This is a genomic window from Rothia sp. HC945, from assembly GCF_051370785.1.
Lineage (GTDB): Bacteria > Actinomycetota > Actinomycetes > Actinomycetales > Micrococcaceae > Rothia.
The window spans coordinates 452,408-469,183 of sequence record NZ_JBFCSN010000001.1; the positions used below are offsets into that span (position 1 = coordinate 452,408).

The window sequence follows — 16,776 nt, forward strand, 5'->3', positions numbered from 1 at the left end:
ACTCTGCGTATCGTGAACACCGAACAGGACATCGATGACCGTGAAAGGTCACCATCTCTGGCAAGCAACCGGGATGGACGAGTTGCGCGATGGGACTCGCACCGCCGGGTACGTCGTCGCCAACTCCTGCGCGAGGCGCGGAAGGCCATCCACAAGCTCGGACCGCAAGCTTCGATGGAAGAGATCGCACAGCATTCCGGAACCTCCAAATCCGTCTTCTACAGGTATTTCACCGACAAGGCCGGCCTGAGCCAGGCTCTGGGAGAGTTCCTGCTGGCCGGCATCGAACCGAAGATCGCACAAGCGGCCAAGAGCGGTTCGACGCCGCAGGACGTCGTCGAACGAATGATCGATGTGTATCTGACGATGGTCCAGCGCTCTCCGGCGATCCATGAATTCGTGACGACTCAAGCGGGACTCGGATGGTCGAGGACCACGAGCGACGACGCTCCGACGGCCTCGCTGGGGCACTTCGCCGACCACATCGCGGCCCTCCTCATCTCTTCTCTGCGGTCGGTCCCTCACGGTTCGGAAGCAGCGCCGATGGAGGACGAGCTCATGCTGGACTACTGGGCCAGGGCCGTCGTCGGGATGGTCAACTCCGTTACGGAGAAGTGGAGCCGCGCGAATGCGCAGGGAGAAGGTCCCCCGCGAGAAGTCGTGGTGGCCCGCCTGACCCAATGGATACTTATGCCGCTCCAGTACGGCCCGTGACCCGCGGCCATCGAACCAACACGAACCAAGACACTTCAGAATTTCGACCACAGGAGGAACCATGCCGCTCAATGACAACGTTGCGCCAACGGCGCAGGAGACCGAATCAGCGCCTCGGCGCAGGGGCTCCCCGGAGCCGTCGTCCCAGGGACCGGTCGAGGAGATCAGCCCGATTCAGGATCCTCACGGCACGGAACGTATTGACGTTGGGGCAATCCATGAGGAGCTCATGGGCAAGTGGCAGGAGATCCGCCAGACCACATGGGACTTGATTGAGGACCCTGCCCTGCACAAGGCCGAGACTGCTTCGTACCAGGACCAGAGGAAACGCGTTCTGGAGCAACTCAAAATCCTGGTCGACCAGGGAGCCGTGCACCGCGCATACCCCAAGTATGTGGGTGGCCAGGAAAACCCAGGCGGAAACATTGCCGGATTCGAAGAGCTCGTGGCCGCGGATCCCTCGTTGCAGATCAAGGCCGGAGTGCAGTGGGGCCTGTTCGGCGCCGCGGTGCATCAGCTGGGGTCCGAGGAGCACCATCGGGCGTGGTTGCCCGACATCATGTCGCTGAAAACGCCGGGTGCCTTCGCTATGACGGAGATCGGTCATGGCTCCGACGTCGCGTCGGTCGGAACCACCGCGACCTTCGACCCGGACACGGACGAATTCGTGATCCATACTCCGTTCAAGGCGGCGTGGAAGGACTATCTGGGCAATGCCGCCCAGGACGGCGTCGCGGCAGTCGTCTTTGCGCAGCTCATCACCCGCGGCGTGAATCACGGCGTGCACGCCTTCTACGTACCGATTCGCGACGAAGAGGGGGTCAACCTCCCCGGGGTCAGTTCCGAGGACGACGGCCGCAAGGGCGGCCTGAACGGTATCGATAACGGCCGCCTTGCTTTCGACCATGTTCGGATTCCGCGATTCAACCTCTTGAACCGGTACGGACAGGTCTCTGAGGACGGGACCTACACCTCTCCCATCGACTCCCCCGGCCGCAGGTTCTTCACGACCCTGGGGACCCTGGTGCAGGGGCGTGTTTCCTTGGACGGATCGTCAGTCAATGCCGCCAAGATCGGGCTGAGCATTGCGATCAGGTACGCGTATGAGCGGCGCCAGTTCTCTTCGGGCGGAGACAGCGAGGCCACCCTGATGAGCTATCAGCTCCATCGACGCCGGCTCCTGCCGCTGTTGGCCCGGACGTACGCGCAAGCCTTCGCTCACCACGATCTGCTCGAAACGTTCGACGGCGTTTTCTCCGGCCGGGAGGACACGCCGGAGAATCGGGCCGAGCTCGAGACCCTTGCGGCCGCCCTCAAGCCCATGTCCACGTGGAATGCGCTGGAGACCCTCCAAGTGTGCCGTGAAGCGTGTGGCGGATCGGGCTACCTGACGAAGAACCGGTTCACGTCCCTGTACCAGGATCTCGATGTCTACGCTACGTTCGAGGGCGACAACCACATTCTTCTGCAACTGGTGGCCAAGCGCCTGCTCGGAGACTATTCCAAGGAGTTCGCGGGCCTCGACTTCGGGACGATCACGAAATATGTGTCCTCGCGGGCCGAAGATCTGGCGGTCAATAGGACCGGGCTCCGCCGGGCCGCACAGGTCATCCAGGACACCGGAGGAAGCAAGAAATCGGCTCAGGCTCTCAAGGATCCGAAAACTCAGCGGGATCTCCTGGGCGACCGGGTGCACACCCTGATCTCGGAAGCAGCCGATGCCCTGCGCCCCGCGAAGAAGATGCGTCCCGAGGACGCAACCAAGCTCTTCAACTCCCAGCAGGTCAAGCTCATCGACGCAGCGCGTTCCCACGCTGAGCTATTGCAATGGGAGGCCATGACCGAAGCGGTGGGCACGATGGAAGGCAAGACCGCGGAGGTGATGACGTCTCTGCGAGACCTGTTCGGTCTGACTCTGATCGAGCAGAATCTGGGCTGGTACATCTCCTATGGGCTGGTTTCGACGCAACGAGGCCGTGTTCTCGGTGAGTACATCAACAGGTTGTTGGACAAGATCGAGCCGTATTCGTTGCAGCTCGTGGAGGCCTTCGGCTTCAAGCAGGCCCACCTTCGTGCGGAGATCTCGAGCGGTATCGAGGCCGTGCGCCAGGCCGATGCCGAAGAGTACTTCAGAAAGCTGAGGGCGTCCTCGGATGCTCCGGTCGATGAGAAGACACTGAAGAAGATGAACCGAAGCAAATCACACAAGGGGACGGCGCGGAAGAGGCGCTGAAAGCATCCCTGATCCACCACGAAGCGGGCCGTCTCTGCACAGGCGGCCCGCTTTCGTGTCTCTGGTATCCGGCCGAATGACCCAGAACACTTTTCCCACCTATACTTTGATGGTGCGCAACGACAACCTGACTGCCGAAGAAGCCCGCTCCCGTACCGATCTCCTCGAGGTCGACCAGTACGACGTCGACGTCGACCTCACCCACGCCGCAGATCCGTCGATGCAGGCCTTTCCGACGACGACGACCGTCACCTTCCGTGCCGAGACGGAAGGATCGGCGGAAGCGGAAACGTTCATCGAGTACATCCATCACAGCGTCGACTCCATTGAGCTCAATGGGCGGAGATTGCGCGTGTCTGACGTCGTGGAAGGCAGCAGGATCCGGCTTCCCGGGTTGGCGCCGACGAATACCCTGACCATTCGTGGGCGTTCCCTGTATTCCCGATCCGGGGAAGGCCTGCACCGGTTCATCGATCCCGAGGACGGGCGCACCTACCTCTACACGCAGTATGAACCGAGCGACTGTCGAAGAGTGTTTCCCGCCTTCGAGCAACCCGACCTCAAGGCGGTGTTCCGTTTTTCGATCACGGCGCCCGAGGACTGGACCGTCGCGTCGAATACCGAGATCGCCTCAACGCATGAGGACCCGGCAACGCCGGGCGTCAGCAAACGGGTCTTCGCCCCGACCCTGCGGATGTCGACCTACATCACCACGCTCCTCGCGGGCCAGTACCACACGGTCAGCGCCGTCTACCGACCCGACAACGACCGCTTTCAGCAGACCACGATGTCCCTGTACTGCCGCGAATCGATGGCCGTTCATATGGAATCCGATGCGATCTTCGACCTGGTCTCGAAGGGGCTCGACTTCTTCCAGGAACTCTTCGACTACCCCTACCCATGGGGAAAGTACGATCAGGCGTTCGTCCCTGAATACAACCTCGGCGCCATGGAGAACCCGGGACTCGTGACCTTCACCGAGTCCTACCTGTTCCCGGGAGGATCGACCTTGGCCCAACGCGAGGGGCGTGCCAACGTGATCATGCACGAGATGTCGCACATGTGGTTCGGCGACCTCGTGACCATGCGGTGGTGGTCTGACTTGTGGCTCAAAGAGTCCTTTGCCGAGTTCATGGGGGCGCTCGCCGCCGAAAGGGCTTGCGGTTTCGAGGAATCCTGGGTCACTTTCGCGAACCGCAGGAAGGGCTGGGCCTACACTCAGGACCTCTATTCGACGACTCACCCCGTGGTTGCCGACATTCCCGATGTCGAGGCGGCGAAACAGAATTTCGACGGAATCACGTACGCCAAAGGCGCGGCCGTTCTCAAGCAGCTGGTCGCATTCGTCGGTTTCGACCGATTCGTGGACGCCGCCCGCACATATTTCTCCCGCCACGAGTTCGGGACGGCCGAGCTCTCCGACTTTCTGGACGTCCTCGAGGACTCGTGCGGACGCGATCTGCGTGAATGGTCCCGGGCGTGGCTGGAGAACGACGGCGTCTCCACCCTGATGTACGACCCGCAGCGAAACGTCCTGGAGCAGCGGCTCCCTGGGTCTGTCTCGGAATCTCTCGGCCGCCCCCACGTGGTCAACGTTGCTTCCTTCCGACTCGAGGACGGCGCCCTGCGCGAAACCGTCGAACAGTCCATCGAGATCCCCTCAGGCCCCGAGGGAATGTCGACCCAGACCGATGAGGCTCTGTCCGTCGAGCAAGGCTCGGGAATCACGCTGGTCAACCGGGACGACGTGACGTATGCGCTGACCTCGTTCGGCCAGTCTGAGCTCCGGACGGCTCTCCTCCACGGACACACGCTCGACGCCCCCATCGATCGTGCCGTACTCGGCAGTGCCCTGTGGACCATGGTCAGAGGCGGCGGCCTCAACCCGCGCGACTACACGGCCCATGTCGAGAAGGGATTGGGCGCCGAACAGTCCGCAACGCTGCTCGACACGATGCTCATACATGCCGAAACGGCGCTCCTGGTGTACATGTCCCCCCAAGCGAGGCACGAACCACTGAGCAACTTCGCAGCAGCGGTCGCCGAGCAATTGCCTCTCTGTGAGGAGGAGAGCGACAGGCAGAGCATCCTTGCCCGCCACGCACTCATCCTGGCTCGGCAGGATGTTCAGCTGCAGCGGTTCGCACAGGAACTGGTGGATTTCGCCGAGAAGAATCCTGAGCTGCCTCGGTGGAACGGACTGAGCCTGAGCGAGGAACTGGTGTGGTCGGCCAGGACCGCCCTCGCGGCGCACGGTGCCCTGACACGAGAAGACATCGAAGCCTCTCTGGGGTCCAGGCCGAGCCAGCATGCTGCCCTCGGGGCCGCCAGATCCCGGGCTGCTCTGCCCCGATCTGAGGACAAGCGGCGCGCCTGGTGCAGCATTTTCGAAGACGATCTGTCCAATGACCTCCTTTCGGCCGCCGCCAGCGGATTCCGCATCGGGCCGTCCTCGCTCCGCACGGGTCTGGCCGAGGATTACTTCGCCCGCCTGGAGGATGTGTGGCAGAAACACTCGATCGGCATGGCCACACGGATCGTCAACGGCCTGTTCCCCGGACCGGATGAGGACGTCGACGCCGTGGCGTGTGCCGAGACCTGGCTCGCGGAACACGGCGACGCCCCTCGGGCACTGCGACGGGAGCTGACCGAGAGGCTCGAAGATGCCCGACGGGCCGCCAGCATTCGATCGACCTGGGAATGAGCCCAAGTCCCAGCACAGCGACCCCGATATGGAAGTCTCGTGTCAAGAGCAACACGACATGCGCTTCTCAAGGGACAATACCGGTGCCACGGTGGGAAACTGTGAGATTCTTGTACAAGTTGCTTCGAGCATCAAGGGACGTTGGAGGAGTTTCGCCGTGACAGAATACGCGCTCAATGATCGTGGATCCCTGGAGCTTGTCACAGAGGACTATTACGACGCCGAGATTCTGCGCTTGTTCGAGAATTATCGCCTTGACCGGGAGCAGGTCGTGGATTCGGTGGCCCATCTGGTGCCCGAACCCGATAACCCCCATTCCCCGGACAGCATCGCGATCTGGGTGAACGGTCACAAGGTGGCCCGGATGACCCAGGAGGACTCGGAGCGATACTGGAAGCCTCTGGCACGCATCGTCGTATCCGGATATGTGCCGGTGGCACCGATCCGCTACTGGGCCACCCTCCGTCGGGACAAGGGGCAAGTTCGCCTCGAGACCAAGGCCGTTCTTTCAGTGTCCCGACCCGAGCTCCTGTTCCCCATCAACACGTCGCCCACTCGGGCCGCCTTGCTCCCCCAAGGTCCGAGCGTCAAGGTCCTGAACGAAAACGATCACGCCGAATACCTCCACGACGTCCTGCCGGTCTCCGGTGAGGGACGAGTGATTCTGACGCTCGAAGCCAACCGGCACAAGCTCGCCGATGGCAGCGAGGTGGACACCGTGGACGTTCTGCACGATCGCAGGGTCGTCGGCCGTCTCAGCACGCAAATGTCCGAGCAACTGGCCCCAGTGGTGCGGTACGCCTTCGAGAACAACAAGCTCACGGCCGTATGGGGAACGATCCGAGGCAGTTCCTTCGAGCTTTCCCTGACCGTCCAGGCTGTTCGGGCGGAGGATCTCCCCCGGTCCTGGTACCTGGATCTGCCGAACTCTCTGCCCCAGCTCAAACCCAGGCAGGATTACTACGAATTGGATCCTGCCTTCGTTCCGTCGGATGCAGAAGAGGACCCGGATCTGCGGCGACCGCCGAGACCCGGCGAGGAACCCTACCGGGCGTATCCCTCCACGCACGGCAGTACCGCCATGCGCCGTCCGGGTAGCTCGTCGGGCAATGACTCCCGGGCGATGCTCGGCCTCGGAATTCTTGGTGCCCTGATTCTGGTACTGGGCATCGTATGCGTCTTCTTCAAACCGGGCCTCGGCATCGTGGCGATCATCGTCGGAGCGGTGCTCGGCCTGGCGGGACTGTATTTCGGTCGCTTGCGCACGCCTGCACGGCTGGACGAGGACTTCACCTATGACGAGCCGGAGGACGACGTCGACGACGAATTGGACCCCGCCGAGCAGGACGTGACCGACGACGTGTCTGAAGATCCTTCGATCGACGAGTACGGTTCCTTCGACGACGACGAGGAGTACTTGGCCGAGGATGCCGAGAGCTTCCCGGATGACGAGGTCGAAGAATTCGACGTCGACGAGCCGGAGACAGAGGCATACGACGAGGGCTATGACGCCTTCGAGGAGGCCGACGGTTACGAAACCGTGGGCCAGGACCAGTACCACGCGACGCATCGCGAACCCAGGGACTGACGGACTTTCATGCTTGAACGGGCAAGGACCCGCGCCGATCGGTTGATGCAGATCGGCGAGGTCTTCGTCAAACACGGATTGGGCTTCCTCGTCCAGGGGCTGGGCGGTCCATTGGCGGGTTCGTTGCGCCGCGTCCGGAGGTTGGATCCGCAGGCCCGCCACACCCAGCCCGAGCACCTTCGCATGGCTCTTGAGGAGTTGGGGCCGACCTTCATCAAGGTCGGCCAGCTGGTCTCGACGCGTCACGACCTCCTGCCGCCGGCATACACACGTGAGCTGGCCAGGTTGCAGGACGACTCTTCCCGGATACCGTTCGCCGAACTGGTCGATGCCCTTTCGGGCCAGCCGGAAGAGGCCATGCTCGAACAATTCACCTCTATCGAAGAGGAGCCACTGGCCACCGGGTCAATCGGCCAGGTCCACGCGGGTGTTCTGCGCGGGCAGCAGGTCGTGATCAAGTTTCGGAAGCCGGGGGTCCTGGAGGACGTCCAGCAGGATCTCGACATCATCGCGGATATCGCTGCGTTGTTGAGCCGCTACGTACCGATCGCCAAGCAGTACGACGTCGTCGAACTGAGCCGACAATTCGCCCGTACTCTGAGGGAGGAACTCGACTACACGGTCGAGGCGAACTACTGCGACCGTTTCGCAACCTATTTCGACGACGACCCCGAGCTGCACATTCCCGCGATCTTCTGGGAAGCCACGACCTCGAGCATCCTGACCCAAGAGCGGGTCAGCGGTATCAAGATCAGTGATATCGAACAGTTGGAGGCCAACGGGATCGACCGACACCGGCTCGCGGTGAATGCAACGGGCGCGATGTGCAGAATGGTCTTCGAATTCGGCTTGTTCCACGCGGATCCTCATCCCGGAAACCTTTTCGTGCGACCCGATGGGACGATCAATCTCATCGATTTCGGAATGTGCGGCGAGCTGGACGACGAGTTCCGGGACAACATGCTCCCCCTCTTCATCGGGCTGACGACCGAGAATGCGCGCCAGTGCAGCAGGGCCGTGGTCCGGTTGACGAATTCCCACGGCCGGAACGTCACTCCTCAGGAAATCGAGCCGGAAATGGCGCGGCTCCTGAGCCACTACTCGGGGCAGAGCCTCGATGATCTCAATATCGGCAAGGTGCTCGCGGACGTCATGGCGATGCTGCACCGCCATCAGCTCAGTCTTCCCCCGGAGGCCGCGCTTCTGATCCGCATGATCGCCACCGCTGAGTCACTCGGCGAATTGATCGACCCTGAGTTCGATTTCATCGCCGTGCTCTCCCCCTACGCGTCTGCGTTCGTGACGAGCAGGATATCCCTCGATGCCCTGGCGAAGCGCCTATCATCCTTGACCAGGGAAGCCGTGGAGTTCGGCGTCGAGGTGCCCAGTTCCTTCCGGAAAATCATGGGCGTGATCGAAAACGGCGGCTTCGACGTGCATTTGCGCGCCGACGAGCTCGAAGAACTCATCGACCGGGTCGAGGTCGTGGGCAATAGGCTCGTGGCCGGCGCGGTTCTGGCCGCCGTGATCAATGGGTCGGCCAAGGTCATTTCCTACCAGCCCGATCGGTTCAGGCATTGGCAGTCTCTCCTCATCGGTGGAGGTGCAGGAAGTGCCGGTCTGCTCGGTGGGTATCTGCTGAGCACCGCCGGGCTGAGGCTCCGCAGACCGGGGCGGCGGCGTCGGCTGCGGAGCCGTTGACCCGACTGGATCAGTCCGTACCGGCGCTCTTGGAATAGTCCTCCATGGTGCCGTCCTTCATGGCCTTGCCCAGCTTGTCGACCGAGTCCTGGTCGAGGTTCACGATCGATTGGCCGTCGGGAGACCATCCGGTTCCCGAGTTGGGGAGGGTCATCATTTTCATGTTGCGAAGGCCGTCCGGCCCCATCTTCATGGCGATTTTGGCGGCACGCGTCGCGTTCAATGAATCATCGACCTGCATGAACGGAGAGAACTTCTTGACCAGATCGTTGACCTTGGCCGGGTTGGCGAGAGTCTGGGGGCTACCGATTTCTTTCAGGACCCCGCGCATGTACGCTCGCTGGTCCCTGACGCGCTGGTAGTCACCGTCTGTGAAGCTGTACCTCTCCCGGACGAAGGTGAGCGCGCGGTCACCATCCATCTTCTGGGGACCCTGTTCGAAGGTCTCACCGTCACCATTGGTGAATCCGACCGGAACATCGACCGTCACGCCTCCGAGCGCATTGGTCAGATCCCTGAAACCCTCGAAGTTGATGCCTGCGACATTGTCGATGCGGGTGTCGAGCATGTTCTCGATGGTCCTGACCTCGAGCGGTACGCCTCCGAGATCCAACGCCGCGTTGATCTTGGCCTGGCCATGACCCGGGATGTCGACCCAGGTGTCCCTCATGATGGAGATGATGTAAGCCTGTCCCCCGTCCTCAGGAACGTGGAGAAGCATGATGGTATCGGCTCGCTCGCCGGACACATCAGCTTCATCGCTTTCGCCCTTGCGGGAGTCGCTACCGAGCAACAGAACGTTGTAGGCCCCGGTCTCCGCCGGACGATCGTCGTCGTTGGGCAGGGCATTGCTGAACTTCTGTGTGCCCGCATCGAAGTTGTGGGCAAGGTTGGCGAAATAGGCGCCGACCGCGATCACGGCGACGAGCAGCAACGACGCGGCGATCCCCATGGCGATCAGACCTTTGCGGCGCTTCTTCCTGCGACGCGGCCTGGGCTGTTCCTCGTGGTCCATGAGGTCGTTCGAGAGCGACATGGGCTGACTCCGTGGGATCGTAGGGCATACTGTCTCGGGCTCCTCTGAATTTTAGCCCGAGCACATGCAAAAGGTGCCGGGAATCAAATATGATTCCCGGCACCTCTCGGTGGCGCAGACCCTTACTTGCCGGTCTTGCCGAAGTTCTTGAAGCGAGCGTTGAAGCGCTCGACACGGCCGGCCGAGTCCATGATGCGCTGCTTGCCCGTGTAGAACGGGTGCGACTCGGAGGAGATCTCAACCTCAATGAGCGGGTACTCGTTCCCGTCTTCCCAGGTCTCCGTCTTGGAACTGGTAGCGGTCGAACGGGTCAGGAAGGTCTTGCCGGACGCGAGGTCGCGGAAGAGAACCGGATGATAGTCCGGGTGGATATCGGTCTGCATAATGTGCCTCTTCTGTGGACTGGATTTTGCCAGGCCCTGGGTCTTGGGATCAATGAGATCGGACGCCGATCACTGCGACGTCGCGACTCGGCCGCCGAGGACCGACGACCAAACTACGCTACCACGGAGAACCCTCGGGCAGAAGGAACCCCAGGACCAGGCCCGTGTAACTCGCGTCTCTCCGGTGAAACGGCCGATCTACTGGGTCGCGTAGAAAGCGACCGCCGAGGCCGCCGCCACATTCAGGGAGTCGACGCCGTGGCCCATGGGGATCATGACCGTCTCATCCGCTCCGTCAATGGTGGTCCGGGACAGACCGTCCCCTTCCGTGCCGAGAATCAGGGCAAGCTTCTCGGGGTTCTGACGTGCGAGCTCCCCGATCGTGATCGAATCGGGAGTCAGAGCCAACGCCGCGGTCGTGAAGCCGAGGCTCCGAAGCTCCTGGAGATCGGCCGGCCAGTCCCCCAACCGTGTCCACGGGACCTGGAAGACTGTGCCCATCGAGACCCGGATCGAACGGCGATACAGAGGATCCGCGCACCGCGGAGTGGTGAGGACCGCGTCGACACCGAGTGCCGCTGCGGAACGGAACACGGCACCCACGTTCGTATGGTCCACGATGTCCTCCAGGACCGCAATGCGCCTCGCACCGGCCAAGATTTCCTGGAGCGGCCTCGGCTCCGGACGCCGCATGACGGCCAGGGCTCCGCGATGCAGGTGGAAGCCGGTCAGTTCTTCCAGCACCTCGTCGTCGGCGACGTAGGCGGGCGCCCGAGGGTGGGAGCGGAGTACGTCCTCGAGATCGGCCGCCCACTTGTCGGACGCCAAGAAGGACAACGGTTCATGGCCGGCGTCGAGCGCCCGGCGCACCACCTTGGAGGACTCCGCGATGTAGACGCCCCACTCGGATTCCCGCGAGGTCCGCATCCGAACGTCCGTCAGACCGCGGTAGAAGCGAAGGTCTCGGAGGACCGGATCGTCCGAGCGGCCGTTCGATGCGGTCAGCTGCTCTGCCCAAATCCGGACGACGCTCGGAATGGTGCTGACGTGTTCCCGACGGCGCGCCAGATCGGCCGGGGAGTACTGGGGGTTCTTCATCACGGATCCAAGATTACTTGCACTCTTCGTCAGTCGAAGAACACCATTTTGACGATCGCGGCAAGACCCAGAACAACGATCACGATGCGAAGAGCCACAGGCTTCATCCGCCGGCCGATCTTGGCGCCCGCCAGGGATCCGATCATCGAACTGATGGCAATCAGCAGGACCACCCACCAATCGATGCGGTCGAAGGCGAAAAGCAGGTACGAGATGCCGGCGATGAGGTTCACCGCGGCCACGAGAACTGTCTTGATCGCGTTGGACCCTTGCAACGAGGCCATCAGGAAGACGCCGAGGATCCCCAGCAGCAAGACGCCCTGGGCCGCGACGAAGTAACCGCCGTAGACTCCGGCGAAGAACACCAGGGCATACAGGATGATCGGCTGCTTCTGGTCGTCGTCGTTGGGCACACCCGAACGTTCTTGACGCCGGCGTACCGCGGCCTGCAGCTTGGGCTGGAAAATCACGAACAACAGCGCGACCCCGATGAGCACGGGGCTGATGGTTTCGAAAACCGACTCCGGCAGGTGAAGGAGCAGGTAAGCGCCGATGATCCCACCAACGAGGGAACAGGGAATGAGTTTCCACAGTGTCCTGCCCAGGCCCTGCAACTCCTTGCGATAGCCCCAGGCACCCGTGAAATTGCCGGCGATGAGGCCCATCGCGTTGGAAATCGTCGCCGTGACCGGCGGGACACCCATCGAAACCAGAACCGGGAAGGTCACCAGTGTGCCCGACCCGACGATGGTGTTGATGGCCCCCGCCCACAGGCCGGCGACCAGGATGATTCCTATTTCGAGAGGACTCATGAATGCGCGGCAAAGGCCGTGTAGCGACCACCGATCTGGGTGAGCTCCAGGGGCATTTCGTATGCGGTGGAGAGATTCTCACTGGTCAGGACCTCATCAATGGGGCCCTTGGCCACGATGCGGCCGTGATTGAGCAACAGCATGTGCGTCAGGCCTTCGGGGAGCTCCTCGATGTGGTGAGTGACCAGAATGGTCGTTGGCGCCTGTGGATCTCTGGCCAGGTCCGTCAAACGGGAGACCAGGTCCTCGCGGCCGGCAATGTCCATCCCGGCCCCGGGCTCGTCCAGGATCATCAGTTCGGGGTCGGTCATGAGGGCCCGAGCGGTCAGAACACGTTTCCGCTCACCATCGGACAACGAGCCGAAGGTTCGGTCACTCAAGTGTTCGACGCCCCACTGGCTCAAAAGCTCAGACGCCCGCTGGTGATCCATCTGGTCATAGCCTTCACGCCACCGACCGGTCACGCCGTAGGCCGCCGTCACGACGACGTCGCGCACCGTCTCGCTCTGGGGAATCTGCTGTGAGATGGCACCCGATGTCAGCCCGATGCGAGGCCGTAGCTCGAAGACGTCGACGGCCCCCAGGATTTCGTCGAGGATGTCCACCATTCCCGTGGTCGGGTGCAGCCGGGCGGCGCAGACACTCATCAACGTGGACTTGCCGGCACCGTTCGGACCGAGAACAGCCCAGCGCTCGCCCTCATTGACGGTCCAGGTGATCCCATCGATCAATCGGTTGTCCGGCCCGCCTCGGACGACGGAGACGTCGACCAACTCCAAAACTGCACTCATACCCACGACCTTAAGCCACGGACCTGCCCTTGAGCCAGCTGTGACGCATCGACCGGCGCGTCACCCGATGCCCTGGGCTTATGACGCGAGGGGTTCATAGGATGGACACCATGAGCACAACTTTCCGCGTCGTGGCCTTCGCACCATCCCCCCAAGCAGACGACCATCGGTCGCTGTACTCGTTCGTGGAGCGTTCGGGCGCGAAGATTCTGAACGCCCTGTCCCTGACTTCGGCCTCGGTGCAGCAGGTCGAAGCCGACGGCAAGCGGATCCCGCAGGCCGCGGGACCTGCCTACACCGCAGTACTGATGGATGTCGCGTGGAAGAACGATCTTGCGGACCTGCGGCGCACGATGCGCCCGGATCCCTTGGACCAAGCCGTGAGCGGTTACGACATCAACGTGGTCGACCCCGCCCTCCGCGGCGCCGACAAGCTCATGCTGATGCTGGACGCCGATTCCACGCTGTTGTGCCAGGAAGCGATCGATGAGCTGGCCGAACGCGCCGGGGTCGGGCAACACGTCGCAGAAGTCACGGAACGAGCCATGCGAGGCGAGTTGGACTTCGCCCAGTCCCTGCGGGAACGCGTTTCGACCCTTGAGGGACAGCCTGAGGCCGTTCTGAAGGAAGTATCCCGGACCTTGACTCTCACCCCGGGAGCCAAGAACCTGGTCGATGCTTTCCACGCGCGCGACTTCCCGGTCTGCGTGGTCTCCGGCGGTTTCGTCCAGATACTCGAGCCCATCGCCCGTCAGCTCGACCTCGAATACGCCCGCGCGAACCGCCTCGAGACCGCGGACGGGACGCTGACCGGTTGCGTCACCGGGCAGGTCGTCGATGCTCACGTGAAGCAGGCATCCCTGCGACAGTGGGCCAAGGAATACGACGTCGGCCCCAAGAAAATTGTCGCCGTGGGGGATGGAGCCAATGACCGTTTGATGCTCGACGCCGCTGGTCTCGGCGTCGCCTTCAATGCCAAGGACGCCCTCCGCAGCACAGCTGACGCCCAAGTCAACATTCCTCGACTCGATGCCGTGCGGCACTTCGTGGACCTATAGACAAATCGCCGGCACGAAGAAAGGGCGGGCAACGGGCCGTTAAAGCCCAGTCGCCCGCCCTTTCGTCGTGCCGGAAGGGTAAGCCGTTCAGTCCACGAATCCTCGTGCGCCACCCACGAGTTCCACGTGTCCCGTGTCGACGTCGGCCGTCACCATTGCGGCCACTTCTTGGGCGAACTCCTCCACGGAGTAGAGCTTGCCGGCCTCGTTGCGTCGTTCGTCGAGGGTTCCGGGGCGTGCACGGTTCAACAGGGTCGCCGTCACGGTTCCCTCGATCATGTCCCCCGAGACCACCACGAACTCGATGCCCTTCTCCGTCAGGGCCGGGATTTCGTCCGTCAGGGCATCCTCACCGGCTCTCTTGGACCGAGCGACGGCCTCGTATTCGGGCATCGTCTCGACGTCATTGATGAAGTGGGCCTGGTGCGAGGTCACGAAGACGATGCGCGAACCGGGCTTCATGGCCTCGGCGGCCGTACGCATCAGGTCGAGCTGCGCATCGCGGTTCAACCGGAGTGCGTAGTCCTCCCCCAGATCCGTCTCCATTCCGCCAGACGCGTTGAGCACCAGGATATCGAGACCGCCGAAAGCCTCGACCGCGGCATCGACCAGGTTCTGTACGTCGGCGTGCTGGGTGATATCCGCCCCAACGGCCACCGCACGGCCGCCCGCTTCCTCAATCTCTTTGACTACCTTGTTCGCTCGGGGAGCCTTCTGCCGGTAGTTGACGACGACGCCCGCGCCCTCACCAGCGAGGATCTTTGCCGTATCGGCACCGACTCCGCGGGAGGATCCTGTAATGATGGCGGACTTGTTGTCCAACGTGCCCATGATGTCCTTTCGACTCGTCGCAACGCGTTCGGTTGCGGATTCTCGTGCTGTCCGGCGCGGTTGGCGCCGTGAATCTTTCGGGTCAGTGACCCATCCCGACGCCACCGTCGACAGGGATCACGGCGCCGGTAATGTAGGCGGCCTCGTCGCTCGTGACCCAACGAACCGCCCGAGCAACCTCCTCGGGCCTGCCGAAGCGGTGCGCGGGGATGGCGTCCAGGTACTTGGCCTGAGTTTCTTCGGGAAGAACCGCCGTCATGTCCGTGTCGATGAACCCTGGGGCCACCACATTGGCCGTGATGTTGCGGGAACCGAGTTCGCGGCTCAACGACCGTGCGATGCCGACGAGGCCGGCCTTGGACGCGGCGTAGTTGATCTGGCCCGGGGAGCCGTACAGGCCGACGATCGAAGAGATGAGAACCACGCGCCCGAACTTCTTGCGCAGGAACCCTTTGGCGGCACGCTGGACCACACGGTAGGCACCCGTGAGGTTCGTGTCGACGACGTCGGTGAAGTCCTCTTCCTTCATGCGGAGCAGAAGGGTGTCTCGGGTAACCCCAGCGTTGGCCACCAAGACCTCCACCGGACCATATTCGGCCTCGATCTGCGTGAAAGCCCGATCTACGGAGTCGGAGTCCGTCACATCGGCTTGGACCGCAAAAAATCCTTCCGGAGCCTCCCCGGACCGGTATGTGACACAGACACGGTGACCTTGCTCACGGTATGCCTCTGCGATGCTACGCCCGATCCCCCGGTTTCCGCCGGTGACCAGAACGGTCCTGGGCACGAATTCTTCCCCGGAACCCGCCGTCGTGTTCTCTGCTGTCATGGTGTCCTTCCGGATCGATCCAGCCAAGGAGCTGGAGCTGGCCTTGTCTTCCCAGTGGTTCATCCTATCGGAGACCCCGTGGGCCCCAAGAACATCCGGTTTGTCCGGGAACGCCCCCTGTCGGGCACGCTCGACCTTGACCGGGGTGGAAGAATGGTCGACTGTAACGACCCGATCGATCGACGGTTTCAGGAGGGACCCATTATGCCTCGACGTGGCCATCAGCACGTCCCTCAGGAAGAGACCGAGGATCTCCACACCATTACGGAAGCTCAGGCTCCGCAGAGCGAAGGCATCGATTACCGCATGAAGCGGTACGCACTGCAAATGGGCCTGCGCATCGTCTGCCTGATCATTGCCGTCGTCTTCGACGGTTGGATCCGCTGGGTTGCCGTGGTCGGCGTTGCTGTACTCCCCTGGGTGGCCGTGGTTCTGGCCAATGGAAACGATCGCGCCGAGGTCAAGGACGTTTCCTACGTCCCCGGGGCCACACCGCGGGAACTGATCCCCGGCAAGGACTATGAGGAAGAACAGGGCTCAACCACCGCGTCGGACCATGAGGACTCCCAGGGTTCAGAACATCAGACCCATTCGAAGGACGACACGCGGACACCCGATGCGGACGCCGAATCGCGGGACTCCCCCATGTACGAGGACGAAATCATCGAGGGCGAGTTTCGGACCGGACACCACGGTCACCAAAACTGACCGTCACCGACATGACGACTGTGAGGAACAAGGAGCGTTGAGTGGACCTCGATGACCTGATGGGAACATCCGCGGCACCCGACAACCCCACGTGCTCGCGCAAGGGATGCACGAACGATGCCTCATTTCGCATCGAATGGAACAATCCCAAGATCCACACACCCGAACGGCGTAAAGTATGGCTGGCGTGTCAGGAACATCGGGATTGGCTGGCGGATTTCCTGAGGGCACGCGGGTTCCTGAAAGACGTCGTGCCCTTCGAAGAGACGCGCGACTGACCGGGCTCGTTC

General features: G+C 62.4%; 15 protein-coding genes. 8 read left to right on the forward strand and 7 right to left on the reverse strand.

Features of this window, described 5'->3' with window-relative positions; all coding sequences use genetic code 11:
* Positions 1 to 12 precede the first annotated feature (12 nt).
* From AB0Y14_RS01925 to AB0Y14_RS01945, 5 genes are all read left to right on the forward strand, one after another.
* A complete protein-coding gene (locus AB0Y14_RS01925) occupies positions 13 to 714 on the forward strand; it encodes a TetR/AcrR family transcriptional regulator (RefSeq protein WP_436587593.1) in 702 nt (233 codons plus the stop codon).
* A 61-nt stretch (positions 715 to 775) separates the two neighbouring features.
* Entirely contained in the window at positions 776 to 2,947 is a 2,172-nt protein-coding gene (locus AB0Y14_RS01930; protein WP_436587594.1) for an acyl-CoA dehydrogenase family protein, read from the forward strand.
* A gap of 112 nt (positions 2,948 to 3,059) precedes the next feature.
* Complete coding sequence (gene pepN / locus AB0Y14_RS01935; RefSeq protein WP_436587595.1) at positions 3,060 to 5,651, forward strand: aminopeptidase N; 2,592 nt, start codon at positions 3,060 to 3,062, stop codon at positions 5,649 to 5,651.
* Between the two features lie 157 nt (positions 5,652 to 5,808).
* Positions 5,809 to 7,239, forward strand: coding sequence for a DUF308 domain-containing protein (locus AB0Y14_RS01940; RefSeq protein WP_436587596.1), 1,431 nt, complete (start codon positions 5,809 to 5,811; stop codon positions 7,237 to 7,239).
* A gap of 9 nt (positions 7,240 to 7,248) precedes the next feature.
* On the forward strand, positions 7,249 to 8,940 hold the full coding sequence (locus tag AB0Y14_RS01945) for an ABC1 kinase family protein (protein ID WP_436587597.1): 1,692 nt from the start codon (positions 7,249 to 7,251) through the stop codon (positions 8,938 to 8,940).
* A 10-nt stretch (positions 8,941 to 8,950) separates the two neighbouring features.
* Here AB0Y14_RS01945 and AB0Y14_RS01950 read toward each other — a convergent pair whose 3' ends face one another.
* The 5 genes from AB0Y14_RS01950 to AB0Y14_RS01970 all read right to left on the reverse strand — a co-directional run bounded on the left by AB0Y14_RS01950 (position 8,951) and on the right by AB0Y14_RS01970 (position 13,060).
* Positions 8,951 to 9,976, reverse strand: coding sequence for an LCP family protein (locus AB0Y14_RS01950; protein ID WP_436587598.1), 1,026 nt, complete (start codon positions 9,974 to 9,976; stop codon positions 8,951 to 8,953).
* A 122-nt stretch (positions 9,977 to 10,098) separates the two neighbouring features.
* The gene (locus tag AB0Y14_RS01955) at positions 10,099 to 10,359 is read right to left on the reverse strand and encodes a type B 50S ribosomal protein L31 (protein ID WP_436587599.1); all 261 of its coding nucleotides are present in this window, start codon (positions 10,357 to 10,359) and stop codon (positions 10,099 to 10,101) included.
* 198 nt (positions 10,360 to 10,557) lie between these two features.
* Positions 10,558 to 11,457: a TrmH family RNA methyltransferase gene (locus AB0Y14_RS01960; protein WP_436587600.1), complete on the reverse strand. Its 900-nt coding sequence runs from the start codon at positions 11,455 to 11,457 to the stop codon at positions 10,558 to 10,560.
* A 29-nt stretch (positions 11,458 to 11,486) separates the two neighbouring features.
* Complete coding sequence (locus tag AB0Y14_RS01965) at positions 11,487 to 12,269, reverse strand: sulfite exporter TauE/SafE family protein (protein ID WP_436587601.1); 783 nt, start codon at positions 12,267 to 12,269, stop codon at positions 11,487 to 11,489.
* Positions 12,266 to 13,060 (reverse strand): ABC transporter ATP-binding protein, encoded by a 795-nt coding sequence (locus AB0Y14_RS01970; RefSeq protein WP_436587602.1) that lies wholly within the window; start codon positions 13,058 to 13,060, stop codon positions 12,266 to 12,268. Before AB0Y14_RS01970 ends, AB0Y14_RS01965 begins: the two co-directional genes overlap by 4 nt.
* 110 nt (positions 13,061 to 13,170) lie before the next feature.
* Here AB0Y14_RS01970 and serB point away from each other — a divergent pair, with 110 nt between their 5' ends.
* Positions 13,171 to 14,118, forward strand: coding sequence for a phosphoserine phosphatase SerB (gene serB / locus AB0Y14_RS01975; RefSeq protein ID WP_436587603.1), 948 nt, complete (start codon positions 13,171 to 13,173; stop codon positions 14,116 to 14,118).
* An 87-nt stretch (positions 14,119 to 14,205) separates the two neighbouring features.
* On the opposite strand, the gene AB0Y14_RS01980 is transcribed toward serB, so the two are convergent.
* Together AB0Y14_RS01980 and AB0Y14_RS01985 are read right to left on the reverse strand one after the other, a co-directional pair.
* Positions 14,206 to 14,949: an SDR family oxidoreductase gene (locus AB0Y14_RS01980; protein WP_436587604.1), complete on the reverse strand. Its 744-nt coding sequence runs from the start codon at positions 14,947 to 14,949 to the stop codon at positions 14,206 to 14,208.
* 82 nt (positions 14,950 to 15,031) lie between these two features.
* A complete protein-coding gene (locus tag AB0Y14_RS01985; RefSeq protein ID WP_436587605.1) occupies positions 15,032 to 15,778 on the reverse strand; it encodes a beta-ketoacyl-ACP reductase in 747 nt (248 codons plus the stop codon).
* 204 nt (positions 15,779 to 15,982) lie between these two features.
* Here AB0Y14_RS01985 and AB0Y14_RS01990 point away from each other — a divergent pair, with 204 nt between their 5' ends.
* Together AB0Y14_RS01990 and AB0Y14_RS01995 are read left to right on the forward strand one after the other, a co-directional pair.
* Positions 15,983 to 16,486, forward strand: coding sequence for a DUF3099 domain-containing protein (locus AB0Y14_RS01990; RefSeq protein ID WP_436587606.1), 504 nt, complete (start codon positions 15,983 to 15,985; stop codon positions 16,484 to 16,486).
* Between the two features lie 41 nt (positions 16,487 to 16,527).
* Positions 16,528 to 16,764 (forward strand): acetone carboxylase, encoded by a 237-nt coding sequence (locus AB0Y14_RS01995; protein WP_436587607.1) that lies wholly within the window; start codon positions 16,528 to 16,530, stop codon positions 16,762 to 16,764.
* Positions 16,765 to 16,776 lie beyond the last annotated feature (12 nt).